This window comes from Psychrobacillus sp. FSL H8-0483 (assembly GCF_038637725.1).
Taxonomy (GTDB): domain Bacteria; phylum Bacillota; class Bacilli; order Bacillales_A; family Planococcaceae; genus Psychrobacillus.
Window position 1 is genome coordinate 1,404,336 of the sequence record NZ_CP152052.1, and the last position, 20,048, is coordinate 1,424,383.

The following is a 20,048-nucleotide window of genomic DNA, read 5'->3' on the forward strand; positions in this document are numbered from 1 at the left end:
CGATGGATGAAATTTTACCTAATTTAACTGTCTTATTACTTATCATAGCAAGGGTTTCTGCATTTTTCGTTACGTTGCCGCTATTTTCGCATCGGACGATTCCAGCCTCTCACCGTATTGCATTTGCTGTCGTTCTTTCATGGATGATGTATTATACACTCGATGTTGAAGCATTTGAGGTGAATGGGGATTACATATTATTAATAATCAAAGAAGTCATTATCGGATTATTTATTGGATTGCTTGCTTACATTATTATGTCTGCCATCCAAATTGCCGGAGGTTTTATAGACTTTCAGATGGGTTTTGCAATTGCCAATGTGATTGATCCACAAACAGGAGCACAAAGTCCATTAATTGGACAATTTCTAAATACATTAGCACTTCTTTTATTACTAGCCTTAAATGGCCATCATTTATTGTTGGATGGAATTTTTTATAGCTATCAATTTATACCAATGGATTTATCCTGGCCTCCATTTGGACAAGAAAACTTTGTCGAGTTTATTATGAAGACATTTGCAGGCGTATTTGCAGTTGCGTTTCAAATGTCCATACCAGTTGTAGCTACGCTCTTTCTCGTTGATATTGCGCTAGGCATAACGGCGAGAACTGTACCACAACTAAATATTTTCGTCATCGGATTTCCAATAAAGATAGCTGTCAGCTTTTTAGTACTACTTGTTATGATGGGTGTATTAATGAAAGTTGTTCAAAAAATGTTTGAAATTATGGTAATTAGTATGCGTGATTTAATGATAATTTTAGGTGGTGGCTAATATGTTCATGCTCCGATTGGACTTACAGTTTTTCGCTGGAGAAAAAACGGAAAAAGCAACTCCTAAAAAAAGAGAAGATTCGCGCAAAAAAGGACAAGTATTAAAAAGCCAAGATGTGACAAGTGCAATTGTGTTACTTTCTGTTTTTTTATTCTTATTTTTCTTTTCTGGGTTTTTACGAACAGAAATATTTTCGTTTTTTAGTGTCACATTTACAAAATATATGCTAATTGAAACATTAACCATTGAGACTGCTATCGAAATATATAAGGATTCACTGATGGAAATGGCAGTCATTTTATTACCAATTATGCTTGTAGCTGTGTTAGCTGCAATAGCAGCTAACTTCTTTCAGTTTGGCTTATTGTTTACAACAGAACCATTAAAGTTTGACCTGAAGAAAATTGATCCAATCAAAGGATTAAAACGAATTTTTTCACTTAAAGCAATAGTTGAACTGTTGAAATCCATATTAAAGATTTCGTTTATTGGGTCAGTCACAACGTTTATATTATGGATAAATCTCGAACAAGTACTTTCTTTATCTTTTAAAACAGCATGGGATACACTTTCAACCGTTGGATGGCTAACAGGCATGATGGGAATAGCTGCATCCTGTGTTTTGCTATTTATATCTATACTAGATTTCTTTTATCAGCGTTTTGACTATGAAAAAAATCTGAAAATGTCCAAGCAAGACATTAAAGATGAACATAAAAATTCTGACGGTGATCCAATAATTAAGTCGCGTATAAGACAACGACAAAGAGAGATGGCAATGCGTCGAATGATGCAAGAGATTCCTACCGCAGATGTAGTTATTACAAACCCGACCCATTTTGCGATAGCTTTAAAATACGACGATGAATCGATGGATGCTCCAACAGTTGTCGCAAAGGGTGCTGATTTTGTTGCACAGAAGATCAAGTTAATTGCAAAAGAAAACGATGTGGTTATGGTAGAGAATCGGCAGCTTGCTCGAGCAATGTATGACCAGGTAGAAATTGGTCAAAAAATTCCGGATGAATTTTTTAAAGCAGTTGCAGAAGTACTTGCTTATGTATACCGAATTAAACAAAAAATTTAAAGGTAAAGATTGAGGTGGAAGTATATGCAAGTCCGTGATATATCCGTATTAGCAGCTGTAATTTCAATTGTGGCTATGCTAGTAATACCTCTTCCACACTGGTTATTGAGTTTTCTGATTATCGTTAATATTACAATAGCGTTATTGATTTTAATGACCGCTATGAATATGCAAGAGGCTTTACAGTTTTCAGTCTTTCCAACTCTTTTATTACTTGTAACTTTATTTAGACTTGCACTGAATGTCTCTACAACGAGAGCTATTTTATCTGAAGGAGATGCTGGTAAAGTAGTCGAAACTTTTGGTACCTTTGTTACTGGTGGAAATATGTTAGTTGGTTTAGTAGTGTTTGCTATTTTAGTAATTATTCAATTCATCGTTATTACTAAAGGGGCAGAGCGTGTATCTGAAGTAGCAGCACGTTTTACACTGGATGCGATGCCAGGTAAACAAATGAGTATAGATGCAGATTTAAATGCAGGAATGATTTCTGAAAAAGAAGCAAGAGAGCGGAGAGAAAAAGTTAGTGGAGAAGCAGACTTTTATGGGGCGATGGATGGTGCAACAAAATTCGTAAAAGGGGATGCCATTGCTGGAATAATAATTGTTATTATTAACCTTTTATTTGGTATTATCATTGGTGTTGTACAATTTGGGCTTCCTTTTCAGGAAGCAGCGGTTCTTTTTTCTACATTAACTGTAGGAGACGGTCTTGTATCTCAAATTCCAGCATTATTAATCTCTACAGCAACTGGGATTGTTGTTACAAGAGCCGCATCTAAAGGGAATCTTGGCGGAGACATTACGGATCAATTATTTAATCAGCCTAAACTGCTTTACGTTGCAGCTGCATCCATTGCTCTTCTCGGAGTGGTTACTCCTATTGGACCACTATTAACATTCCCTATATCCATTGTACTTATCGTTGGGGCTTATATGATGAGTAAGGCGAGAAAAGAAGACCCAGCAGAGTTAGAAGAATTTGAAGAAGAAATTACTACTGATAATATGAAAAGCCCTGAAAATGTTATTAACCTATTAAATGTGGACCCTATCGAATTTGAATTTGGATATGGGCTTATTCCTTTAGTAGATGCGGCACAAGGTGGAGACTTACTTGATCGAGTTGTCATGATTCGAAGACAACTTGCATTAGAACTCGGTATTGTTATCCCTGTTGTTCGTATACGTGATAACATTCAGCTTCAACCAAACGAATATCGTCTTAAAATTAAAGGAAATGAAATGGCAAGAGGCGAATTATTACTGGATCATTATTTAGCGATGAGTCCTGGAGATGACGATTCCATTGAAGGAATTGATACCATCGAGCCTTCATTCGGACTACCTGCAAAATGGATTACAGAATCAGTAAAAGAAGAAGCCGAGATACTGGGGTATACAGTAGTAGATCCCCCTAGTGTTGTTTCGACACATATGACCGAGATTATTCGGAACAATGCACATGAGTTGTTAGGACGACAAGAGACAAAACAATTGATTGATCATATTAGAGAAACATATCCAATTCTTGTGGACGAGTTGACCCCAACTCCATTAACAGTTGGTGAAATTCAAAAAGTATTAAGTAATTTACTTAAAGAGCATGTTTCTATACGTAATTTACCAATAATATTTGAAACACTTGCCGACTATTCAAAAATGACTTCAGATGTCGATATATTGACAGAGTATACGAGACAATCATTAGCGAAACAAATAACTTCACAGTACGCTGGAAATAATCATGTATTAAAGGTATTAACGGTCTCTGGTAAAGTAGAAAAGCTAATTGCGGATAGCATTCAACAAACGGAGCATGGAAACTACTTATCTATTGATCCGAATGATTCACAAGCAATCTTAGAATCTATGGCGAGAGAAATTGAACGTGCTTCGTTAATGGAGCAATCTCCAATTATTTTATGCTCACCAGCAGTTCGAATGTATTTAAGACAGATGACGGAAAGATATTTCCCTCAAATTCCGATTCTTTCATATAATGAGTTAGAATCTTCTATTGAGGTACAAAGCGTTGGGGTGGTGAATGTAGAGTGAAGATGAAAAAATATACGGCTAGTACTATGCCTGAAGCAATGAAGTTAATACGAAAAGAATTAGGCGAAGAAGCTGTCATCTTAAATTCTAAAGTTGTTTATTCTAAAGGTTTTTTAGGCTTGTTTAAAAAGAAGTCTATTGAAGTACTAGCTGGAACGGATACATTTGATAACCCAATTAAACAAACAGAGAGTCCTGTTATTTCAAAAGAACAATCAGTAAATGCCTCTGTGGAAATTAAGAAAGAATTAGAAGATTTAAAGCAAATGGTAAAATCCATCCAACGTCCTCAGTCAAGTAATATGTATCCAGAGGAAATGAAAATTATTATCAATTATTTACATGAGCAAGAATTAGCAGAAGAGCTTATCACAACAGTTAGTGATGAGCTTTTTGTGCATGTCAAGAGTAGCAAAGAGCCTTTGAGTATAGAGGAGCAAATGATATATATTAAAAAATGCTTATCCACACAGTTGGATAAGTTACCTTTTGGCGGTATTTCATATACTAGGAAATACATAAATGTGTTGGGCCCTACAGGCGTAGGAAAAACGACGACCATAGCGAAAATGGCTGCTCGCGCAGTGTTAGAAAAGAAGAAAAAAGTAGGATTTATCACTACGGATACTTACCGAATTGCTGCAATTGAGCAACTGAAAACATATGCTGGGTTGCTACAAGCTCCAATTGAAATTGTGTATAACGAGAAAGATTTACAAGAGGCAATGAAAAAGTTTGAAGCACTGGATATTGTGTTTATTGATACTGCAGGACGAAATTATAAAGAAGTAAAGTTTGTAGAAGATTTACAAAAACTTATTGATTTAAAAGGAAATACGGAGACATATCTAGTGCTTTCTTCTACTTCTAAGCAAAAAGATATGGAAGTAATTATCGAACAATTTAATGAGTTTCCTATTGAAAAATTTATCTTTACAAAGATTGATGAAACAAATTCTATTGGCTCCGTTATTAATTTAATGGTTAAATATAAGAAAGGACTTGCTTACTATACGGATGGTCAAGAAGTCCCGGAAGATATCGTTGAATCTAATCTAAATGAATTGCTCAATTTACTTTTGAAGGGGATTCGTTATGAGAGACCAAGCTGAAGAATTAAGAATGCGAATGCTCCAAAGCCAAAACAAGTTAGGTCGCTCTATTGCGGTTGTAAGTGGAAAAGGTGGAGTTGGTAAAAGTAATTTTTCTACTAACTTTACGACTACTTTAAGTGGAATTGGAAAAAAAGTTGTTCTAATTGATATGGATATAGGTATGGGGAATGTTCATATTTTACTAGGTAAAACTACTCCCTCCAACTTGAAAGATTATCTCGTAGGGGAAAAAACGATTGAAGAGGTATTGTTCGAAGGGCCAAATAACCTTCAATATATCTCTGGAGGATCTGGCCTGTCAGGTGTCATGGAATGGACAGAAGAAATGTTTAGCAGGTTAATACAAGCCTTTGAATATTTACAAAAAAACTACGACTATATTGTATTTGATATGGGGGCAGGTGCCACAAGCCAGGCATTAGATTTATTGGTTTCCGTAGATGATATTATTGTCATTTCAACTGCAGAACCAACTTCTATAACAGATGCATACTCTATGATGAAATATATTTATTACAAAGATCCGGATAAAAATTTCTTTCTGCTTTGTAATCGAGCATTTTCGGAGGAAGAGGGTATTGATACTACCTCTAGGTTAGAATTAGCAATGTCTAGATTTTTATCGAAAGAAGTTTTCGTATTAGGGACTTTACCAGAGGATCCGGTTGTTCGAAAATCAGTAAAAGAGCAAGTACCCTTCTCCATTCTCTATCCTAATGCAGAAATAACAAAAAAAATGAAGCAAATAGTAAATAGATTCACAGATTATAAGCTGGAAGAAGAACCAACTTCAAAACAAAGTAAATTCATTTCTCGTTTGAAAAGTCTCTTTTCAGGAAGGGCGTGAAATGATGGAGTTATTACAAAAAAAGAAATTGTTAATTGTGGATGATTCCGCTTTTATGCGAAAACTAATAAGTGACTTTTTTATAGATAGTAAAGTAATAGAAGTGGCTGGAATTGCTCGAAATGGTAAGGATGCAATTCAAAAAATAAAAGTGCTCCAGCCCGACGTTGTAACATTGGATGTAGAGATGCCTGAAATGAATGGTTTAGATGCTCTAAAACAAATTATGTCCGAAACACCAGTTGCTGTAGTCATGCTTTCTAGTACGACACTAAAAGGGACGGAAAGTACCCTTTTAGCAATGGAATATGGTGCAATAGACTTTGTTGCAAAGCCAAGTGGAACCATTTCATTAGATTTACATAAAATTCAAGATGAACTAGTAAAAAAAGTAGAAAATGCAGCCAATGTAACCATGAGTAAAATGAAAAAAACTGCTGTAACACTATCAACCATAGCAGAAGATAGAAAAGCTCTTGTACCTATAAAGGTTCAAAAGTGGAGCAAAAATAATAAAAAAATGGTTATTATCGGTACATCAACTGGTGGTCCTAGAGCACTTCAGGAAGTAGTTCCTAAGCTTCCAAAAAACATGAAAGCACCTGTATTAATCGTACAGCATATGCCAGCAGGATTTACAAAATCGTTAGCGGAGAGATTAAATCAATTATCTAAAATTGAAGTAAAAGAAGCAGAACATGGAGACATCATACGGAATGGACATGCTTATATTGCCCCGGGTGGGTTTCATATGCGGATGCAAAAAACAGGGAGTACCTATACGATTGTTCTGGATGATAAAGAGCCACCTCGAGCGGGACATAGACCTGCAATAGATGTTTTGTTGGAAGACGCTAGTCGTTATAATGATTTTGATAAAATAGCTGTCATAATGACTGGAATGGGATCTGATGGCTCTAGAGGTCTTCAAAAGTTAAAGAAAAATGGCAATGTAATGGCAATCGCAGAATCAGCTAACACTTGTGTGGTATACGGAATGCCAAAAGCTGCGGTTGAAACAAAGTTAGTGGATGAAGTAGCAGACTTAGAAAATATAGCAAATGCTATCATACAATTCTTGCCTTAAAGGGGTGTTAATGAATGGATACGAATCAATATTTAGAGATGTTTATAGAAGAGAGCAAGGAACATTTACAAGCTTGTAATGAACATTTATTAGAATTAGAAAAAAATCCAGCAAACATTGCAATTGTTAACGAAGTCTTCCGATCAGCGCATACATTAAAAGGTATGTCAGCAACAATGGGCTACGAAGATATAGCAAACTTAACGCATAAAATGGAAAATGTGTTAGATGAAATAAGAAACAATCGTTTACATGTAACACCTGACTTATTGGACGTTGTTTTTATTGCAGTAGATCAATTAGAAGAAATGGTTTTAGATATCGCTGCAGGTGGTACAGGGAAATTAGACGTAGCAGAAACTGTTCAAAAATTACACTTAATTGAAACGGGAGAAGAAGCTCCAGTCGCAGCAACTACTTTGGAAAAAAATGTTTCAGTAGAAATTACGCCTGACAGTAACTGGTTGACATACGATGATTATGAATTAACTGTTATTCAGCAATCATCTGAACAAGATTATCAAACGTATGAAATTTCTGTGAAATTACGTGATGATTGCTTGTTAAAAGCCGCACGTGTCTATATGGTTTTTGAATTACTTGAGAAAATGGGAGAAGTTATTAAATCTTCTCCTTCCGTTGAGAAATTGGAAGATGAAGATTTTGATGAAATATTCTACATTGCTATAGTTACGACAGAGCCAAAAGAAGATGTGCAAAAGAAATTAATGAAAGTGTCTGAAGTAACAGAAGTACTTGTGAATTCCGTTACAATTGAACAGTTAAAAAATCGTCAACAGGAAGCAATAGACAAAAAACAAGTGGAAACAAATGTTTCAGAAGTAGTCGAGGATAAGAATGCTTCAACTGAAATAAAACCGGTTGAAGGAGAAAAGTCCTCATCCCCTAAGAATCAAAATCAAGGTAGTAAAACAATTCGTGTAAATATTGAACGATTAGATATTTTGATGAATTTATTTGAGGAACTAGTTATTGATCGAGGTCGACTGCAATCTATTTCGGAGGATCTTCATAATAGTGAATTAGATGAAACTGTTGAACGTATGTCACGTATTACCGGTGATCTTCAGAATATTATTCTAAATATGCGAATGGTGCAGGTCGAAACAGTATTCAATCGATTCCCTCGTATGGTGAGACAATTAGCAAGAGATTTAAATAAAAAGATTAAACTTGAAGTCATTGGTGCAGAGACGGAATTAGATCGTACAGTAATTGATGAGATTGGGGATCCGCTTGTTCACCTTATTCGAAATTCTTTAGATCATGGAGTAGAAAGCCCTGAAATTAGGAAAGCGAATGGAAAACCAGAAGAAGGTACTGTTATACTTCGTGCATTTCATAGTGGAAATCATGTCTTTATCGAAATCGAAGATGATGGTGCTGGTATAAACCGCGCAAAAGTATTAAAAAAAGCAATAGCAAAAGGAATTGTTAGCGCCGAAGTTGCTCCTAGCATGAGTGATAAACAAGTTGCAGAACTTATTTTATCTTCGGGGTTCTCTACGGCTGATGTCATTTCAGATGTTTCTGGGAGAGGCGTTGGTTTAGACGTTGTAAAAACAACTATTGAATCTCTTGGAGGATCCATTGATATTTCTTCAACAGAAGGAAAAGGATCATTATTCTCTATTCAATTACCTTTAACACTTTCTATCATTTCGGTTATGTTAGTTGAACTTGGAGAAGAAATTTATGCAGTTCCACTTTCTTCAATCATTGAAACGGCAATTATTCGTTCATCGGATATTTTAAATGCGCACAATCAAAAAGTGATTGATTTCCGTGGGAAAGTAGTTCCTCTAGTATTTTTAGATGATGTTTTTGATGTTCCAAGAGAAAGTACAGAAGAAGAATTCCATTCAGTTGTTCTTGTGCGAAAAGGGGACAAATTAGCAGGATTGGTAGTTGATTCTTTTATTGGTCAACAAGAAATCGTATTGAAATCCCTTGGAACATACTTAAATAGTGTGTTTGCGATATCGGGAGCGACCATTTTAGGAAATGGTAGAGTAGCACTAATCGTTGATTGCAATGCATTGATTATATAAGACATTATCTCTTGGGAAGGATGCGTAAACAATATGACAGAAGCTGTAGTCGTTCAAAACGTAAAAGTAGTCGTTTTTCAATTAGCAGATAAAGAATATGTCATTCCTGTAAGTCATGTACAAGGAATTGAAAAATTTACTCATATAACGAGAGTGCCTAAAACACCTTCTTATGTTAAAGGAGTTATTAATTTACGAGGGGTAGTTACACCAATAATTGACTTGAAAAATCGTTTTGGACTGGGCGAAAGTGAATTAAATGAATCTTGTAGAATTATTATTATTTCTTTAGAAGATATGAATGTTGGCGTAATTGTGGATTCTGCAAATGATGTATTAGATATACCTTCAGACTCTATAGAACCGCAACCTGAAGTTGTAGGTGGTTTAGAACAAGATTTTATTGCTGGTGTTGCGAAAATAGACCGTCGTTTGTTAATACTACTTCATTTGAATTTAGTGTTAAATCCGATAAAGTCAGGTGTTTAAAAGATGTATGAAAAGAATATAACATCGATGCATCTAGATGTTCTAAAAGAAATTGGTAATATTGGTGCAGCGCATGCAGCGACTGCGTTATCGACATTATTAAACAAAAAAATTGATATGAAAGTCCCTAAAGTAGAAATGGTTTCTTTCGATGAGATGATGGATTTAGCTGGAGGACCCGAGAGTGTTGTCGCTGGTATTTATCTCCGAATAGAGGGGGATGTAACTGGTAGTATGTTTTTTGTATTACCTGTTGAACAAGCAAATCGATTTATTCAACGATTAATTCATGACGAAAGTTTTGATTTTCAAGTGGGAGAAGTTTCTGAAATAGGAGCTTCTGCCATGCAAGAATTAGGAAATATTCTTTCGGGTTCCTATTTGTCCGCTCTTTCTGATTTTACGGGGTTGAAAATTTATCCAACAGTACCAGCCTTAAGTGTTGATATGGTTGGAGCTATTATTAGCTTTGGATTAGTGGAGGTTTCTCACGTTAGCGATTACGTCATTGTCATTGACACTGCACTTAATGAGGAGGACGTGCCGAACGTAGAAAGTGTTAAAGGACATTTCTTCTTATTGCCAAATCCGGAGTCATTTCAAGCTATATTTAATGCACTAGGAGTTCAATAGCATGATTGGACAAGGTCAAGTAGTGAAAGTTGGAATTGCAGATATGAATATTGCAAAGGCTCCGGATACTATTCGGACTTCTGGACTTGGTTCATGTGTTGGGGTCGTACTGTTTGATGAACGATCGCAAATAGCAGGGTTAATTCATGTCATGTTGCCAGATTCTAGCCTAGGAAGAACAGAAACGATTAATAGTGCAAAATTTGCAGATACAGGAATTCCTGCAATGATAGAACAACTAAAATTAGAAGGCGTTCAACCTTTTAAATTACGTGCAAAAATTGCTGGAGGCGCTCAAATGTTCCAGTTTTCTTCAAGCAGAGACACGATGCGTATTGGTCCAAGAAATGTCGAGGCTGTAAAGGAGTACTTAAAAAAATATTCCATACCGATTGTTTCAGAAGATACAGGTGGAAATAGTGGGAGAACGATTGAGTTTAACCCCGCTACTAATCTGCTAAACATTCGGACGGTGAACCAAGGAGTGAGAGATATTTAATGGTTGGGACAATTCTTTCAAACTTTTGGGTAGCTCTATTCGCTTTTAGTATTTACTTTTTTTCAGCGTATCCATTTATGGAAGGGTTGAGTATTTTATTTAATGCTAGCGTCTTGGGAATTATCTTTTTTGTACTAACATTTATAGTAAGGGCAATAATTGGCTTTGTTATGGAAAATCCCATAAACATAGAGCAAGAAATGGCGGTAGTTTCACCTGATGTTGAAGCAGAGCCAGAAATAACATCCGAAAAATATGCCGAAATAGTAAAAAGTCTGTTAAAGGATGAATGAAAATGGGGAGTCGATGTTTTTCGGCTCTCCATTTGTTACAATATATTAATAGATGCGATATATTCGAAAGGAGGATAATTGTGGCAAAACAAAATTCGACAGAGGAACAGCTCCTTTGGAAGCAATGGAGTGAAAGCAAAGATCCTCAAGCTGGAGATTTACTTCTACGTAAATATACTCCCCTTGTTACTTATCACGTTCAACGTATCGGTGCAAGTATCCCTAAAAATATATCAAGAGACGAACTTAAAAGCCTTGGAATGATGGGCTTATTTGATGCGTTAAACAAGTTTGATTATTCACGAGACTTAAAATTCGATACGTATGCTTCATTCCGAGTTAGAGGAGCAATTATAGATGGATTAAGAAAAGAAGATTGGTTACCAAGGTCTTCTCGTGAGAAAGCGAAAAAACTAGATTCCAAAATAGAAGAATTAGAACAAAAACTAATGAGGCATGCCACCGCTGAAGAAATTTCTAATTTTATTGAAATACCAATAGAGGAAGTTTACCAAACAGTCCAAGAACACTTCTTTTCGAACGTCCTATCCATGGATGAACAAATACAAGAAAATGATGAATTGGAAAGCAAGTCGTTTGTAATAAGAGATGATTCTCAAATAACCCCTGAACAACAGATGGTAAAACAAGAATTACTCCATGATCTTGCAAGTCAAATCCAAATGTTGAATGAAAATGAACAACTAGTTTTAAGTTTATTTTATACTGAAGAGTTAACATTGACAGTAATTGGTGAAATGCTTGGTTTGTCTACTTCAAGAATTTCGCAAATCCATTCAAAGGCTTTATTTAAGCTTCGTAAACTATTAGTGAATGAAATGATAAATACATAATTTATAGGAGGTCATTGCTATGAGTTTGAAAGGTGTTGAACTTCAAATTGCAATACCTAAAACGTTCGATGCTGGAAAGGTAGCAGATCAGCTCCAACAACAAAGTTCCATTCATCAATCTAATGCACAAGCAGCCTCAGAAAAACAGTTAGAAAAGAATAGAGAAACAGTTATAAAATCAAATAGTGCTGAGGAAGCTAGTCTTGAGGATCGTGAAAGAGAGCAAGCAGAACAAGAGCGGAAAAAAAGAGAAAAAAAAGAACAAGAAATGAAAGAGACAAAGCATCCTTTTAAAGGGAATTTTGTGGATTTTAGTGGATAGGAGCAGCTATGATATCTACCATATTATTAGTAGTATTATTTATACTTCAGATCATCAGTTTTTATTTTATAGCATTATTAAATGCAAAGTTTACTAAATTTAAGGATATAGAAAATAAGCAAGAACAAGTGCTAGCAGAGATAGAAGATTCATTTAGCGCTTATATTGCAGAAATGAAAGACGAAAACAATCGATTGCTGCAAGAGTTAAAAAATACAGAAGTATCCATAGCAGCGACTACTAGTGAAATGAAAAAAGAAACCATAGTAGAAACTCCATCCTTTGAGCTTCCTAAATCATTTGTTTCGAAAAAACTTGCAGCAAATAGCTATCTAAAAACAGCAGAAGCTTCAGAGAAGAAAGTTCCTGTTACCATAAAAGAAAAGGTATTTTATCACCATTCCGAAGGGAAAAGTATAGAAGAAATTGCGAAACTGTTACAATTGGGTAAAACGGAAGTGGAGCTTTTCTTAAAATTTCAGGATTAATAGTTGAAAGAATGAAATATGTGTGGTATATTACAATACGGTATGAATACACACGCAGTTCGGATGGAATTAGCAGGTGCTCTTTCAATAGAGTAGCTAATGAAAAATGATGAATGCGGAAGACTAAACCAAACCAGGAGGAAACAAACATGTCAGTAATCTCTATGAAACAATTACTTGAGGCTGGTGTACACTTCGGTCACCAAACTCGCCGTTGGAATCCAAAAATGAAAAAATTCATTTTTGTTGAGCGTAACGGAATCTACATCATCGATCTTCAAAAAACGGTGAAAAAATTAGAAGAAGCATATGACTTCATGCGTCAAGTAGGTCAAGACGGTGGGAAAGTTCTTTTCGTTGGAACTAAAAAACAAGCTCAAGAAGCTATTAAAGACGAAGCTGAGCGTTCAGGTAACTACTACATCAACCAACGTTGGTTAGGTGGTACTTTAACAAACTTCGGTACTATTCAAAAACGTGTATCTCGTCTAAAAGCTATCGAAAAAATGGAAGAAGACGGTACTTTCTCTGTACTTCCTAAAAAAGAAGTTGTTCAACTTAAAAAAGAACACGAACGTCTAGTTAAATTCTTAGGCGGTATCCGCGATATGAAAGCTATTCCGGATGTAATGTTCGTTGTTGACCCTCGTAAAGAGCGTATTGCTGTAGCAGAAGCTCGTAAACTTAACATTCCATTAGTAGGAATCGTTGATACAAACTGTGATCCAGATGAAATCGACTATGTAATTCCTGCAAATGATGATGCAATTCGTGCGGTTAAATTATTAACAGCTAAAATGGCGGATGCATTACTTGAAGCAAGACAAGGTGAAGACGAAGTAGCTCCAGCTGATGTTGCTGCTGAGTAAGAACAAGTAAGTAACAGGTGATAAGCGGCCAAACCACTTATCACCTTTTTTTGAGAAATCGACCTTAATTGTACTAGGAGGAATTTATAATGGCAGTTACAGCTCAGATGGTAAAAGAATTGCGCGAAAAAACTGGCGCAGGTATGATGGATTGTAAAAAAGCATTAGTTCAAACAGATGGTAATTTAGAAGCAGCGATTGATTTTTTACGTGAAAAAGGTCTTTCTTCTGCAGCTAAAAAAGCAGATCGTATCGCAGCTGAAGGTACAACTTTCATTTCAGTTGAAGGAAACAAAGCTGTATTATTAGAAATGAATGCAGAAACAGATTTCGTTTCTAAAAACGAAGCATTCCAACAATTAGTACAACAAGTTGCTACTCATTTATTAGCAACTGAACCGGCTTCATTAGAAGAGGCACTAGCTTCAACAATCGAAGGCGATCTAACAGTAGAAAACGTTATTTCAAATGCAATTGCTAAAATTGGAGAAAAAATAACACTTCGTCGTTTCGTAATTGAAACAAAAACAGATGCTGATGCATTTGGTCCTTACCTACACATGGGTGGGCGCATTGGTGTTCTTACAGTTATTGAAGGTACTACTGATACTCAAGCAGCGAAAGACGTTGCAATGCATATTGCAGCATTAAACCCTGCTTATATCTCTCGTGATGAAGTATCTGCTGAAGCAGTAGAACATGAGCGTAAAATATTAACGGAACAAGCTTTAAACGAAGGTAAACCTGAAAATATCGTTGCAAAAATGGTAGAAGGTCGCCTTGGAAAATATTTCGAAGATGTGTGCTTACTTGACCAATCTTTTGTTAAAAATCCAGATCAAAAAGTTCGCGTATTCGTTGAATCTACTGGTGGAAGCTTGAAATCATTCACTCGCTATGCTGTTGGTGAAGGTATTGAAAAACGCGAAGATAACTTTGCTGAAGAAGTAATGAGCCAAGTTAAAGGTAACTAATAAAATAGGAAGAATACGATTCGTATTCTTCGTTAAATAGTCAGAAAAACTAGGGAGCACGTAATTTGTGTTCCCTATTTTTAAAGAAGAGAGAGATGGAGGATACCTATGAGCAACCCACAATACAAAAGAATTGTTTTAAAACTGAGTGGCGAAGCGTTAGCTGGAGAACAAGGTTTCGGATTATCTCCTGAAATAATTAAGTCTGTAGCAGAACAAGTGAAAGAAGTAGTGGACCTTGGTGTCGAAGTCGCAGTAGTTGTAGGCGGAGGAAATATTTGGCGAGGAAAAGTAGGCAGTGAAATGGGCATGGATCGTGCTACAGCTGACTACATGGGAATGCTTGCTACAGTAATGAATTCTCTTGCTTTACAAGACTCACTTGAAAAATCAGGAATTGAAACGCGTGTTCAAACATCCATCGAAATGCGACAAGTGGCTGAGCCTTACATACGTAGAAGAGCAATCCGCCACTTAGAAAAGAAGCGAGTAGTTATTTTTGCGGCAGGAACAGGAAATCCATACTTCTCGACAGATACAACAGCGGCTCTTAGAGCAGCTGAGATTGAAGCAGATGTCATTTTGATGGCTAAAAACAATGTAGATGGCGTATATTCAGCTGATCCAAGAACCGATAAAACAGCAGTTAAATACGACGAACTTTCATTTATTGAAGTTATTCAACAAGGGTTACAAGTGATGGATTCAACAGCGTCTACTTTATGTATGGACAATGATATCGCACTTATTGTATTCTCAATAATGGAAAATGGAAACATTAAAAAGGCTGTTCTAGGGGAGACAATAGGTACAGTCGTTAGGAGGAATTCATAATGCCGAAACAAGTAATTGAGCAAACCAAAGATAAGATGTCCAAATCGATTCAAGTTTATAGCAGAGAACTTGCTTCAATTCGAGCTGGTCGTGCTAATGCATCATTGCTTGACAAAATTTCTATTGATTACTATGGTGCTCCAACACCAATCAATCAAATGGCAGGTATTGCAACTCCAGAAGCTCGATTAATCACAATCCAGCCTTACGATAAGTCAGTTCTTGGTGATATCGAAAAAGCGATTATGAAGTCAGATTTAGGAATTACCCCTACTAATGATGGATCAATCATTCGTATTGCTATTCCTGCTCTAACGGAAGAACGTCGTAAAGACTTAGTAAAACAAGTAAAAAAAGAAGCAGAAGAAGCTAAAGTTAATATTCGCAATGTTCGTCGTGATGGTAATGATGACCTTAAAAAGTTAGAAAAATCCGGTGCTATCACAGAAGATGAATTAAGAAACTATGCGGAAGAGATTCAAAAACTTACGGACTCTAATATTGAAAAAATCGATGCAATTACAAAAGATAAAGAAAAAGAAATTTTAGAAGTATAAGTTTTGAACTTTTTGTTTGGAAAAGGCGTCCTTTTAGTGGGACGTCTTTTTATATTAGGATTTATTTGATATGATATGATAGGATATATATGTTCTGAGTTGGTAAAGTGGGGGTTTGAGAATGCTGAAAAAACTTATTCGTAAGAATGAAAAAACGATAAGTATACATGTAAATGATCGAAAAGAAAAAGCCCAACAAGAACAATTACCGGGCCATATAGCAATTATTATGGACGGGAATGGTAGATGGGCTAAAAAAAGGTCCTTACCACGTGTAGCAGGTCATCATGAAGGAATGAAGACAGTAAAGAAAATAACTCGATTTGCAAATGAAGTAGGTATAAAAACATTAACGTTGTATGCTTTTTCTACTGAAAATTGGAAAAGACCTAAAATAGAAGTAGAATTTTTAATGCGCTTACCAGAAGAATTTCTAGCAACGTATTTACCTGAGCTAATTGAGCAAAATGTTCAAGTTCAAATGATGGGAAATATTGAATTGCTCCCGGAGCATACGAAAAGAGCCGTTAAACGAGCAATGGAGCAAACCGCGAGTAATGATGGTTTAATATTAAATTTTGCTTTGAACTATGGAAGCAGAGATGAGATAGTTCAAGCGGTGCAAAAAATAGCGCAAGAAGTCCAAGAAGGAAAAATTTCTGCAGATACAATCTCTGAGGACTTGTTGAATAATTATTTAATGACAAAAAATTTAACAGAGCCGGATTTATTGATACGTACAAGTGGTGAAGTTCGTTTAAGTAACTTTATGCTTTGGCAACTTGCGTATACAGAATTTTGGTTTACAGATACATTATGGCCAGATTTTGACGAAGCTTGTCTTATGGATGCGATTGAAAGTTATCAAAAGAGGAATCGAAGATATGGTGGTCTTAAGGGGGAAGAAGTTAATTGAAACAACGAATAATAACAGGTGCTATTGCTTTAGCGCTTTTTCTTCCAATTGTGCTGTTAGGAGGACCTGTATTTACAATTCTTATTTACATAATAGCAGCAGTTGGATTAAATGAAATGTTGCGAATGAAGGGAATACAGTTATTTTCATTTGCTGGTATTGTATCATTGTTACTTTTATTTATGCTTTTATTGCCTTCATCTATTACGAAGGACGTATTAGAAGTAACAGGCCATACGAAGCTGGAATGGATATTTGTTGCTGTTTTTCTATTACTTATTTATACCGTATTAGTAAAAAATCAGTTTACGTTTGATGATGCAGCATTTGTTATTTTGGGTACCTTGTACGTTGGGGTTGGATTCTATTATTTCATAGAAACAAGGAATATTGGATTATCGTATGTAATTTTTGCGTTATTAGTAGTTTGGACAACTGATTCAGGCGCTTATTTTACGGGCAGAAAAATTGGTAAACGTAAGCTTTGGCCAGAAATCTCGCCAAATAAAACAGTCGAGGGATTTGTAGGTGGAATTATTTGGGCGCTAGTTACAGCTTTTATTATTCAATGGATTAGCCCTCTCACTTCTTCTTATTTAGTATTAATAGGAATAACAATTGCTGCGTCTATTTTTGGCCAGTTAGGTGACTTAGTAGAGTCCGCGATAAAAAGACATTATAATGTAAAAGATTCAGGTAATTTATTGCCGGGACATGGTGGGATTTTAGATCGTTTTGACAGTCTTCTTTTTGTCATACCATTACTTCACTTTTTACATTTCTTATAAGGAGACGACATTATTTCATGACAAAAAGAATAAGCTTATTAGGAGCAACTGGTTCTATTGGAATTCAAACGTTGGATATTATAAAAGAACATCCATCACAATTTCAATTAGTTGCATGCTCAGCAGGTAGAAATTTAGAAGAGACTAGAAAGATTCTAAATGATTTTTCTGTAGAAGTTGTATCTGTTTTACATGAGGAAGATGCTCGACAACTTCAAAAAGATTTTCCAAAAGTAGAAGTAGTTTTTGGGGATGAAGGTTTAGTGCAAGTTGCTGCACATACAAATGCGGATGTACTTGTAAATGCAGTACTTGGAAGTGTAGGATTAAACCCAACATTAGAAGCAATAAAAAAAGGAATTACGATTGCTATTGCAAATAAAGAAACGTTGGTAACAGCTGGTCATTTAGTGATGCAAGCAGCAAAAGAAAACAATGTCCCTATACTTCCTGTCGATAGTGAGCACTCTGCACTTTTCCAAGCAATGAATGGAGAAAAGAAATCGGAAATTGCAAAACTAATTATTACAGCATCTGGTGGAAGTTTTCGAGATCGATCGCGAGAAGAGCTAAAAAATGTTACGGTAAAAGATGCATTAAATCATCCAAATTGGTCGATGGGTTCTAAAATTACAATTGATTCTGCAACGATGATGAATAAGGGATTAGAAGTTATTGAAGCTCGCGTATTGTTTGATATTTCATATGATGATATCGAGGTGTTGCTACATCGGGAAAGTATCATTCATTCCATGATTGAATTTAAAGATACGAGTGTTATCGCCCAATTAGGTACTCCTGATATGCGAGTACCAATTCAATACGCTTTATCCTATCCAAATCGTTTATCTCGTGGGAATGCATCTCGTTTAAATTTAGCAGAGATTGGCAAACTACATTTTGAAGAGATGGATTACGAGAGATATCATGCGCTGAAGCTAGCTATTGATGCAGGAAGAGCGGGTGGAACGATGACAACCGTATTAAATGCAGCAAATGAAGCAGCAGTTGCATTATTTCTACAAGAGAAAATTGGCTTCTTAATGATAGATGAGCTAATTGAACGTGCAATGGATGAACATCAGGTTATTTCAAGTCCAGATTTAGAAACAATATTACATGTAGATGCTCAGACGAGAAAAAGCGTTCAAAACATGATAAAATGATGGAATAACCTAAGACGAGTTGTAGGATAAAGGTGGGATATAATGGAGACGGCCATTGCGTTTATAATAATATTTGGAAGTATCGTATTCTTTCATGAACTAGGGCATTTTATTTTTGCTAAAAGAGCTGGCATTATGGTTAGGGAGTTTGCTATCGGTTTTGGTCCTAAAATATTTGGAATGACTAAAGGAGAAACACTCTATACCATTCGATTATTACCCTTAGGTGGATATGTTCGAATGGCGGGGGAAGATTTAGACTCTGTCGAATTACAGCCTGGGTATAGAGTTGGGATTCGCTTAAACAATGACAATGAAATTGATCAAATTGTACTCAACCAAAATAAGCAATTCGCAGATATGCTTTTTTTAGAAGTTGAGAAATCTGATTTGATGAAAGAAATGTTCATTGAAGGCTACAATGAAGAAGAACGATTGGTTCGATATAAAATAGCTAGAAATGCTGTTATCATTGAAAATGGAAAAGAAACATTTATTGCACCTTATGATCGTCAATTCGGTTCAAAAACAGTTGGACAAAGATCACTGGCTATCTTTGCTGGGCCACTTTTTAACTTTATCTTAGCTTTTTTCATCTTTTTATTACTAGGATTACTACAAGGTGTGCCAACAAATGAACCTGTAATCACAACTGTAATGGAAAATAGTCCAGCAGCACAAGCAGGATTAAAAGACGGAGATTTAGTTACAGGAATTAATGGTAGCCCAATTACAACGTGGGACGAACTTTCAGAAAAAGTCAAGGTAAGTCCAAATGAAAGCATGAATTTTACTGTTGATCGAAATGGTGAAGTGCTAGAATTTTCTATGACTCCGAATGCAGTGGAGTCTGGAGAAGAAAAAGTTGGACAAATTGGTGTTCAATATATGAGCCCATTAGAAAAAAATCCTGTGCAAGCAGTCGTTTTTGGTGCGCAGCAAACATATGAGTGGACAGTGCGGATATTTACTTTATTAGGAACTTTAATTACAGGGAATTTTTCAATAGATGATTTATCTGGTCCAGTAGGAATTTATAAAGCAACAGAAGAAGTTGCGCAATATGGTGTATTTAATTTGATGCACTGGGCGGCAATTTTAAGTATTAACTTAGGAATTATGAATCTTTTACCACTACCAGCACTTGATGGTGGTCGACTATTATTCTTCTTATTCGAAGCACTACGTGGAAAACCGATTGATAAACAAAAAGAAGGTATGGTGCATTTTGTTGGAATCATGCTTCTGATGGTGTTGATGGTTGTAGTGACGTGGAATGATATACAACGGTTTTTCTTTTAACCTTTATCATTAGTAAACG

At 35.8% G+C, this 20,048-nt stretch carries 22 protein-coding genes; all 22 read left to right on the plus strand.

All coding sequences use genetic code 11. From position 1 onward, the window contains the following. Positions 1-2: 2 nt before the first annotated feature. A complete protein-coding gene (gene fliR, locus MHB48_RS06505; RefSeq protein WP_342600698.1) occupies positions 3-779 on the plus strand; it encodes a flagellar biosynthetic protein FliR in 777 nt (258 codons plus the stop codon). A 1-nt stretch (position 780) separates the two neighbouring features. Continuing rightward, positions 781-1,866 (plus strand): flagellar biosynthesis protein FlhB, encoded by a 1,086-nt coding sequence (flhB, locus tag MHB48_RS06510; protein WP_342600699.1) that lies wholly within the window; start codon positions 781-783, stop codon positions 1,864-1,866. 24 nt (positions 1,867-1,890) lie between these two features. Continuing rightward, entirely contained in the window at positions 1,891-3,924 is a 2,034-nt protein-coding gene (gene flhA, locus MHB48_RS06515; protein WP_342600700.1) for a flagellar biosynthesis protein FlhA, read from the plus strand. Continuing rightward, positions 3,921-5,036 carry a flagellar biosynthesis protein FlhF gene (flhF, locus tag MHB48_RS06520; protein ID WP_342600701.1) on the plus strand — a complete coding sequence of 372 codons (1,116 nt, stop codon included), beginning with the start codon at positions 3,921-3,923 and terminating at the stop codon, positions 5,034-5,036. Before flhA ends, flhF begins: the two co-directional genes overlap by 4 nt. Continuing rightward, positions 5,020-5,886 (plus strand): MinD/ParA family protein, encoded by an 867-nt coding sequence (locus tag MHB48_RS06525; RefSeq protein ID WP_342600702.1) that lies wholly within the window; start codon positions 5,020-5,022, stop codon positions 5,884-5,886. The genes flhF and MHB48_RS06525 overlap by 17 nt, the downstream gene beginning before the upstream one ends. Before the next feature lie 4 nt (positions 5,887-5,890). Next, the gene (locus MHB48_RS06530) at positions 5,891-6,973 is read left to right on the plus strand and encodes a chemotaxis response regulator protein-glutamate methylesterase (RefSeq protein ID WP_342601315.1); all 1,083 of its coding nucleotides are present in this window, start codon (positions 5,891-5,893) and stop codon (positions 6,971-6,973) included. A gap of 14 nt (positions 6,974-6,987) precedes the next feature. Beyond that, a complete protein-coding gene (locus MHB48_RS06535; protein WP_342600703.1) occupies positions 6,988-9,045 on the plus strand; it encodes a chemotaxis protein CheA in 2,058 nt (685 codons plus the stop codon). A 33-nt stretch (positions 9,046-9,078) separates the two neighbouring features. Beyond that, entirely contained in the window at positions 9,079-9,534 is a 456-nt protein-coding gene (locus tag MHB48_RS06540; RefSeq protein WP_342600704.1) for a chemotaxis protein CheW, read from the plus strand. 3 nt (positions 9,535-9,537) lie between these two features. Then, the gene (locus tag MHB48_RS06545; protein WP_342600705.1) at positions 9,538-10,167 is read left to right on the plus strand and encodes a chemotaxis protein CheC; all 630 of its coding nucleotides are present in this window, start codon (positions 9,538-9,540) and stop codon (positions 10,165-10,167) included. Between the two features lies 1 nt (position 10,168). Next, the gene (locus MHB48_RS06550) at positions 10,169-10,666 is read left to right on the plus strand and encodes a chemotaxis protein CheD (protein WP_342600706.1); all 498 of its coding nucleotides are present in this window, start codon (positions 10,169-10,171) and stop codon (positions 10,664-10,666) included. After that, on the plus strand, positions 10,666-10,959 hold the full coding sequence (locus tag MHB48_RS06555; protein WP_342600707.1) for a hypothetical protein: 294 nt from the start codon (positions 10,666-10,668) through the stop codon (positions 10,957-10,959). The genes MHB48_RS06550 and MHB48_RS06555 overlap by 1 nt, the downstream gene beginning before the upstream one ends. An 80-nt stretch (positions 10,960-11,039) precedes the next feature. Then, positions 11,040-11,813, plus strand: coding sequence for a FliA/WhiG family RNA polymerase sigma factor (locus MHB48_RS06560; protein WP_342600708.1), 774 nt, complete (start codon positions 11,040-11,042; stop codon positions 11,811-11,813). Between the two features lie 19 nt (positions 11,814-11,832). Further along, on the plus strand, positions 11,833-12,135 hold the full coding sequence (locus MHB48_RS06565) for an RNA polymerase subunit sigma (RefSeq protein ID WP_342600709.1): 303 nt from the start codon (positions 11,833-11,835) through the stop codon (positions 12,133-12,135). Positions 12,136-12,143: 8 nt separating this feature from the next. Next, positions 12,144-12,623 carry a hypothetical protein gene (locus MHB48_RS06570; protein ID WP_342600710.1) on the plus strand — a complete coding sequence of 160 codons (480 nt, stop codon included), beginning with the start codon at positions 12,144-12,146 and terminating at the stop codon, positions 12,621-12,623. A gap of 149 nt (positions 12,624-12,772) precedes the next feature. Then, positions 12,773-13,492: a 30S ribosomal protein S2 gene (gene rpsB / locus MHB48_RS06575; RefSeq protein WP_342600711.1), complete on the plus strand. Its 720-nt coding sequence runs from the start codon at positions 12,773-12,775 to the stop codon at positions 13,490-13,492. A gap of 89 nt (positions 13,493-13,581) precedes the next feature. Next, complete coding sequence (gene tsf, locus MHB48_RS06580) at positions 13,582-14,466, plus strand: translation elongation factor Ts (RefSeq protein WP_342600712.1); 885 nt, start codon at positions 13,582-13,584, stop codon at positions 14,464-14,466. Between the two features lie 108 nt (positions 14,467-14,574). Next, entirely contained in the window at positions 14,575-15,300 is a 726-nt protein-coding gene (gene pyrH / locus MHB48_RS06585) for a UMP kinase (protein WP_342600713.1), read from the plus strand. Continuing rightward, the gene (gene frr, locus MHB48_RS06590; protein ID WP_340919192.1) at positions 15,300-15,857 is read left to right on the plus strand and encodes a ribosome recycling factor; all 558 of its coding nucleotides are present in this window, start codon (positions 15,300-15,302) and stop codon (positions 15,855-15,857) included. Before pyrH ends, frr begins: the two co-directional genes overlap by 1 nt. 121 nt (positions 15,858-15,978) lie before the next feature. Next, complete coding sequence (locus tag MHB48_RS06595; protein ID WP_342600714.1) at positions 15,979-16,773, plus strand: isoprenyl transferase; 795 nt, start codon at positions 15,979-15,981, stop codon at positions 16,771-16,773. After that, entirely contained in the window at positions 16,770-17,561 is a 792-nt protein-coding gene (locus MHB48_RS06600) for a phosphatidate cytidylyltransferase (RefSeq protein WP_342600715.1), read from the plus strand. Before MHB48_RS06595 ends, MHB48_RS06600 begins: the two co-directional genes overlap by 4 nt. A 17-nt stretch (positions 17,562-17,578) precedes the next feature. Next, entirely contained in the window at positions 17,579-18,727 is a 1,149-nt protein-coding gene (gene dxr, locus MHB48_RS06605; protein WP_342600716.1) for a 1-deoxy-D-xylulose-5-phosphate reductoisomerase, read from the plus strand. Between the two features lie 42 nt (positions 18,728-18,769). After that, positions 18,770-20,029, plus strand: a complete 1,260-nt coding sequence (gene rseP, locus MHB48_RS06610) for an RIP metalloprotease RseP (RefSeq protein ID WP_342600717.1) — start codon at positions 18,770-18,772, stop codon at positions 20,027-20,029. Positions 20,030-20,048 lie beyond the last annotated feature (19 nt).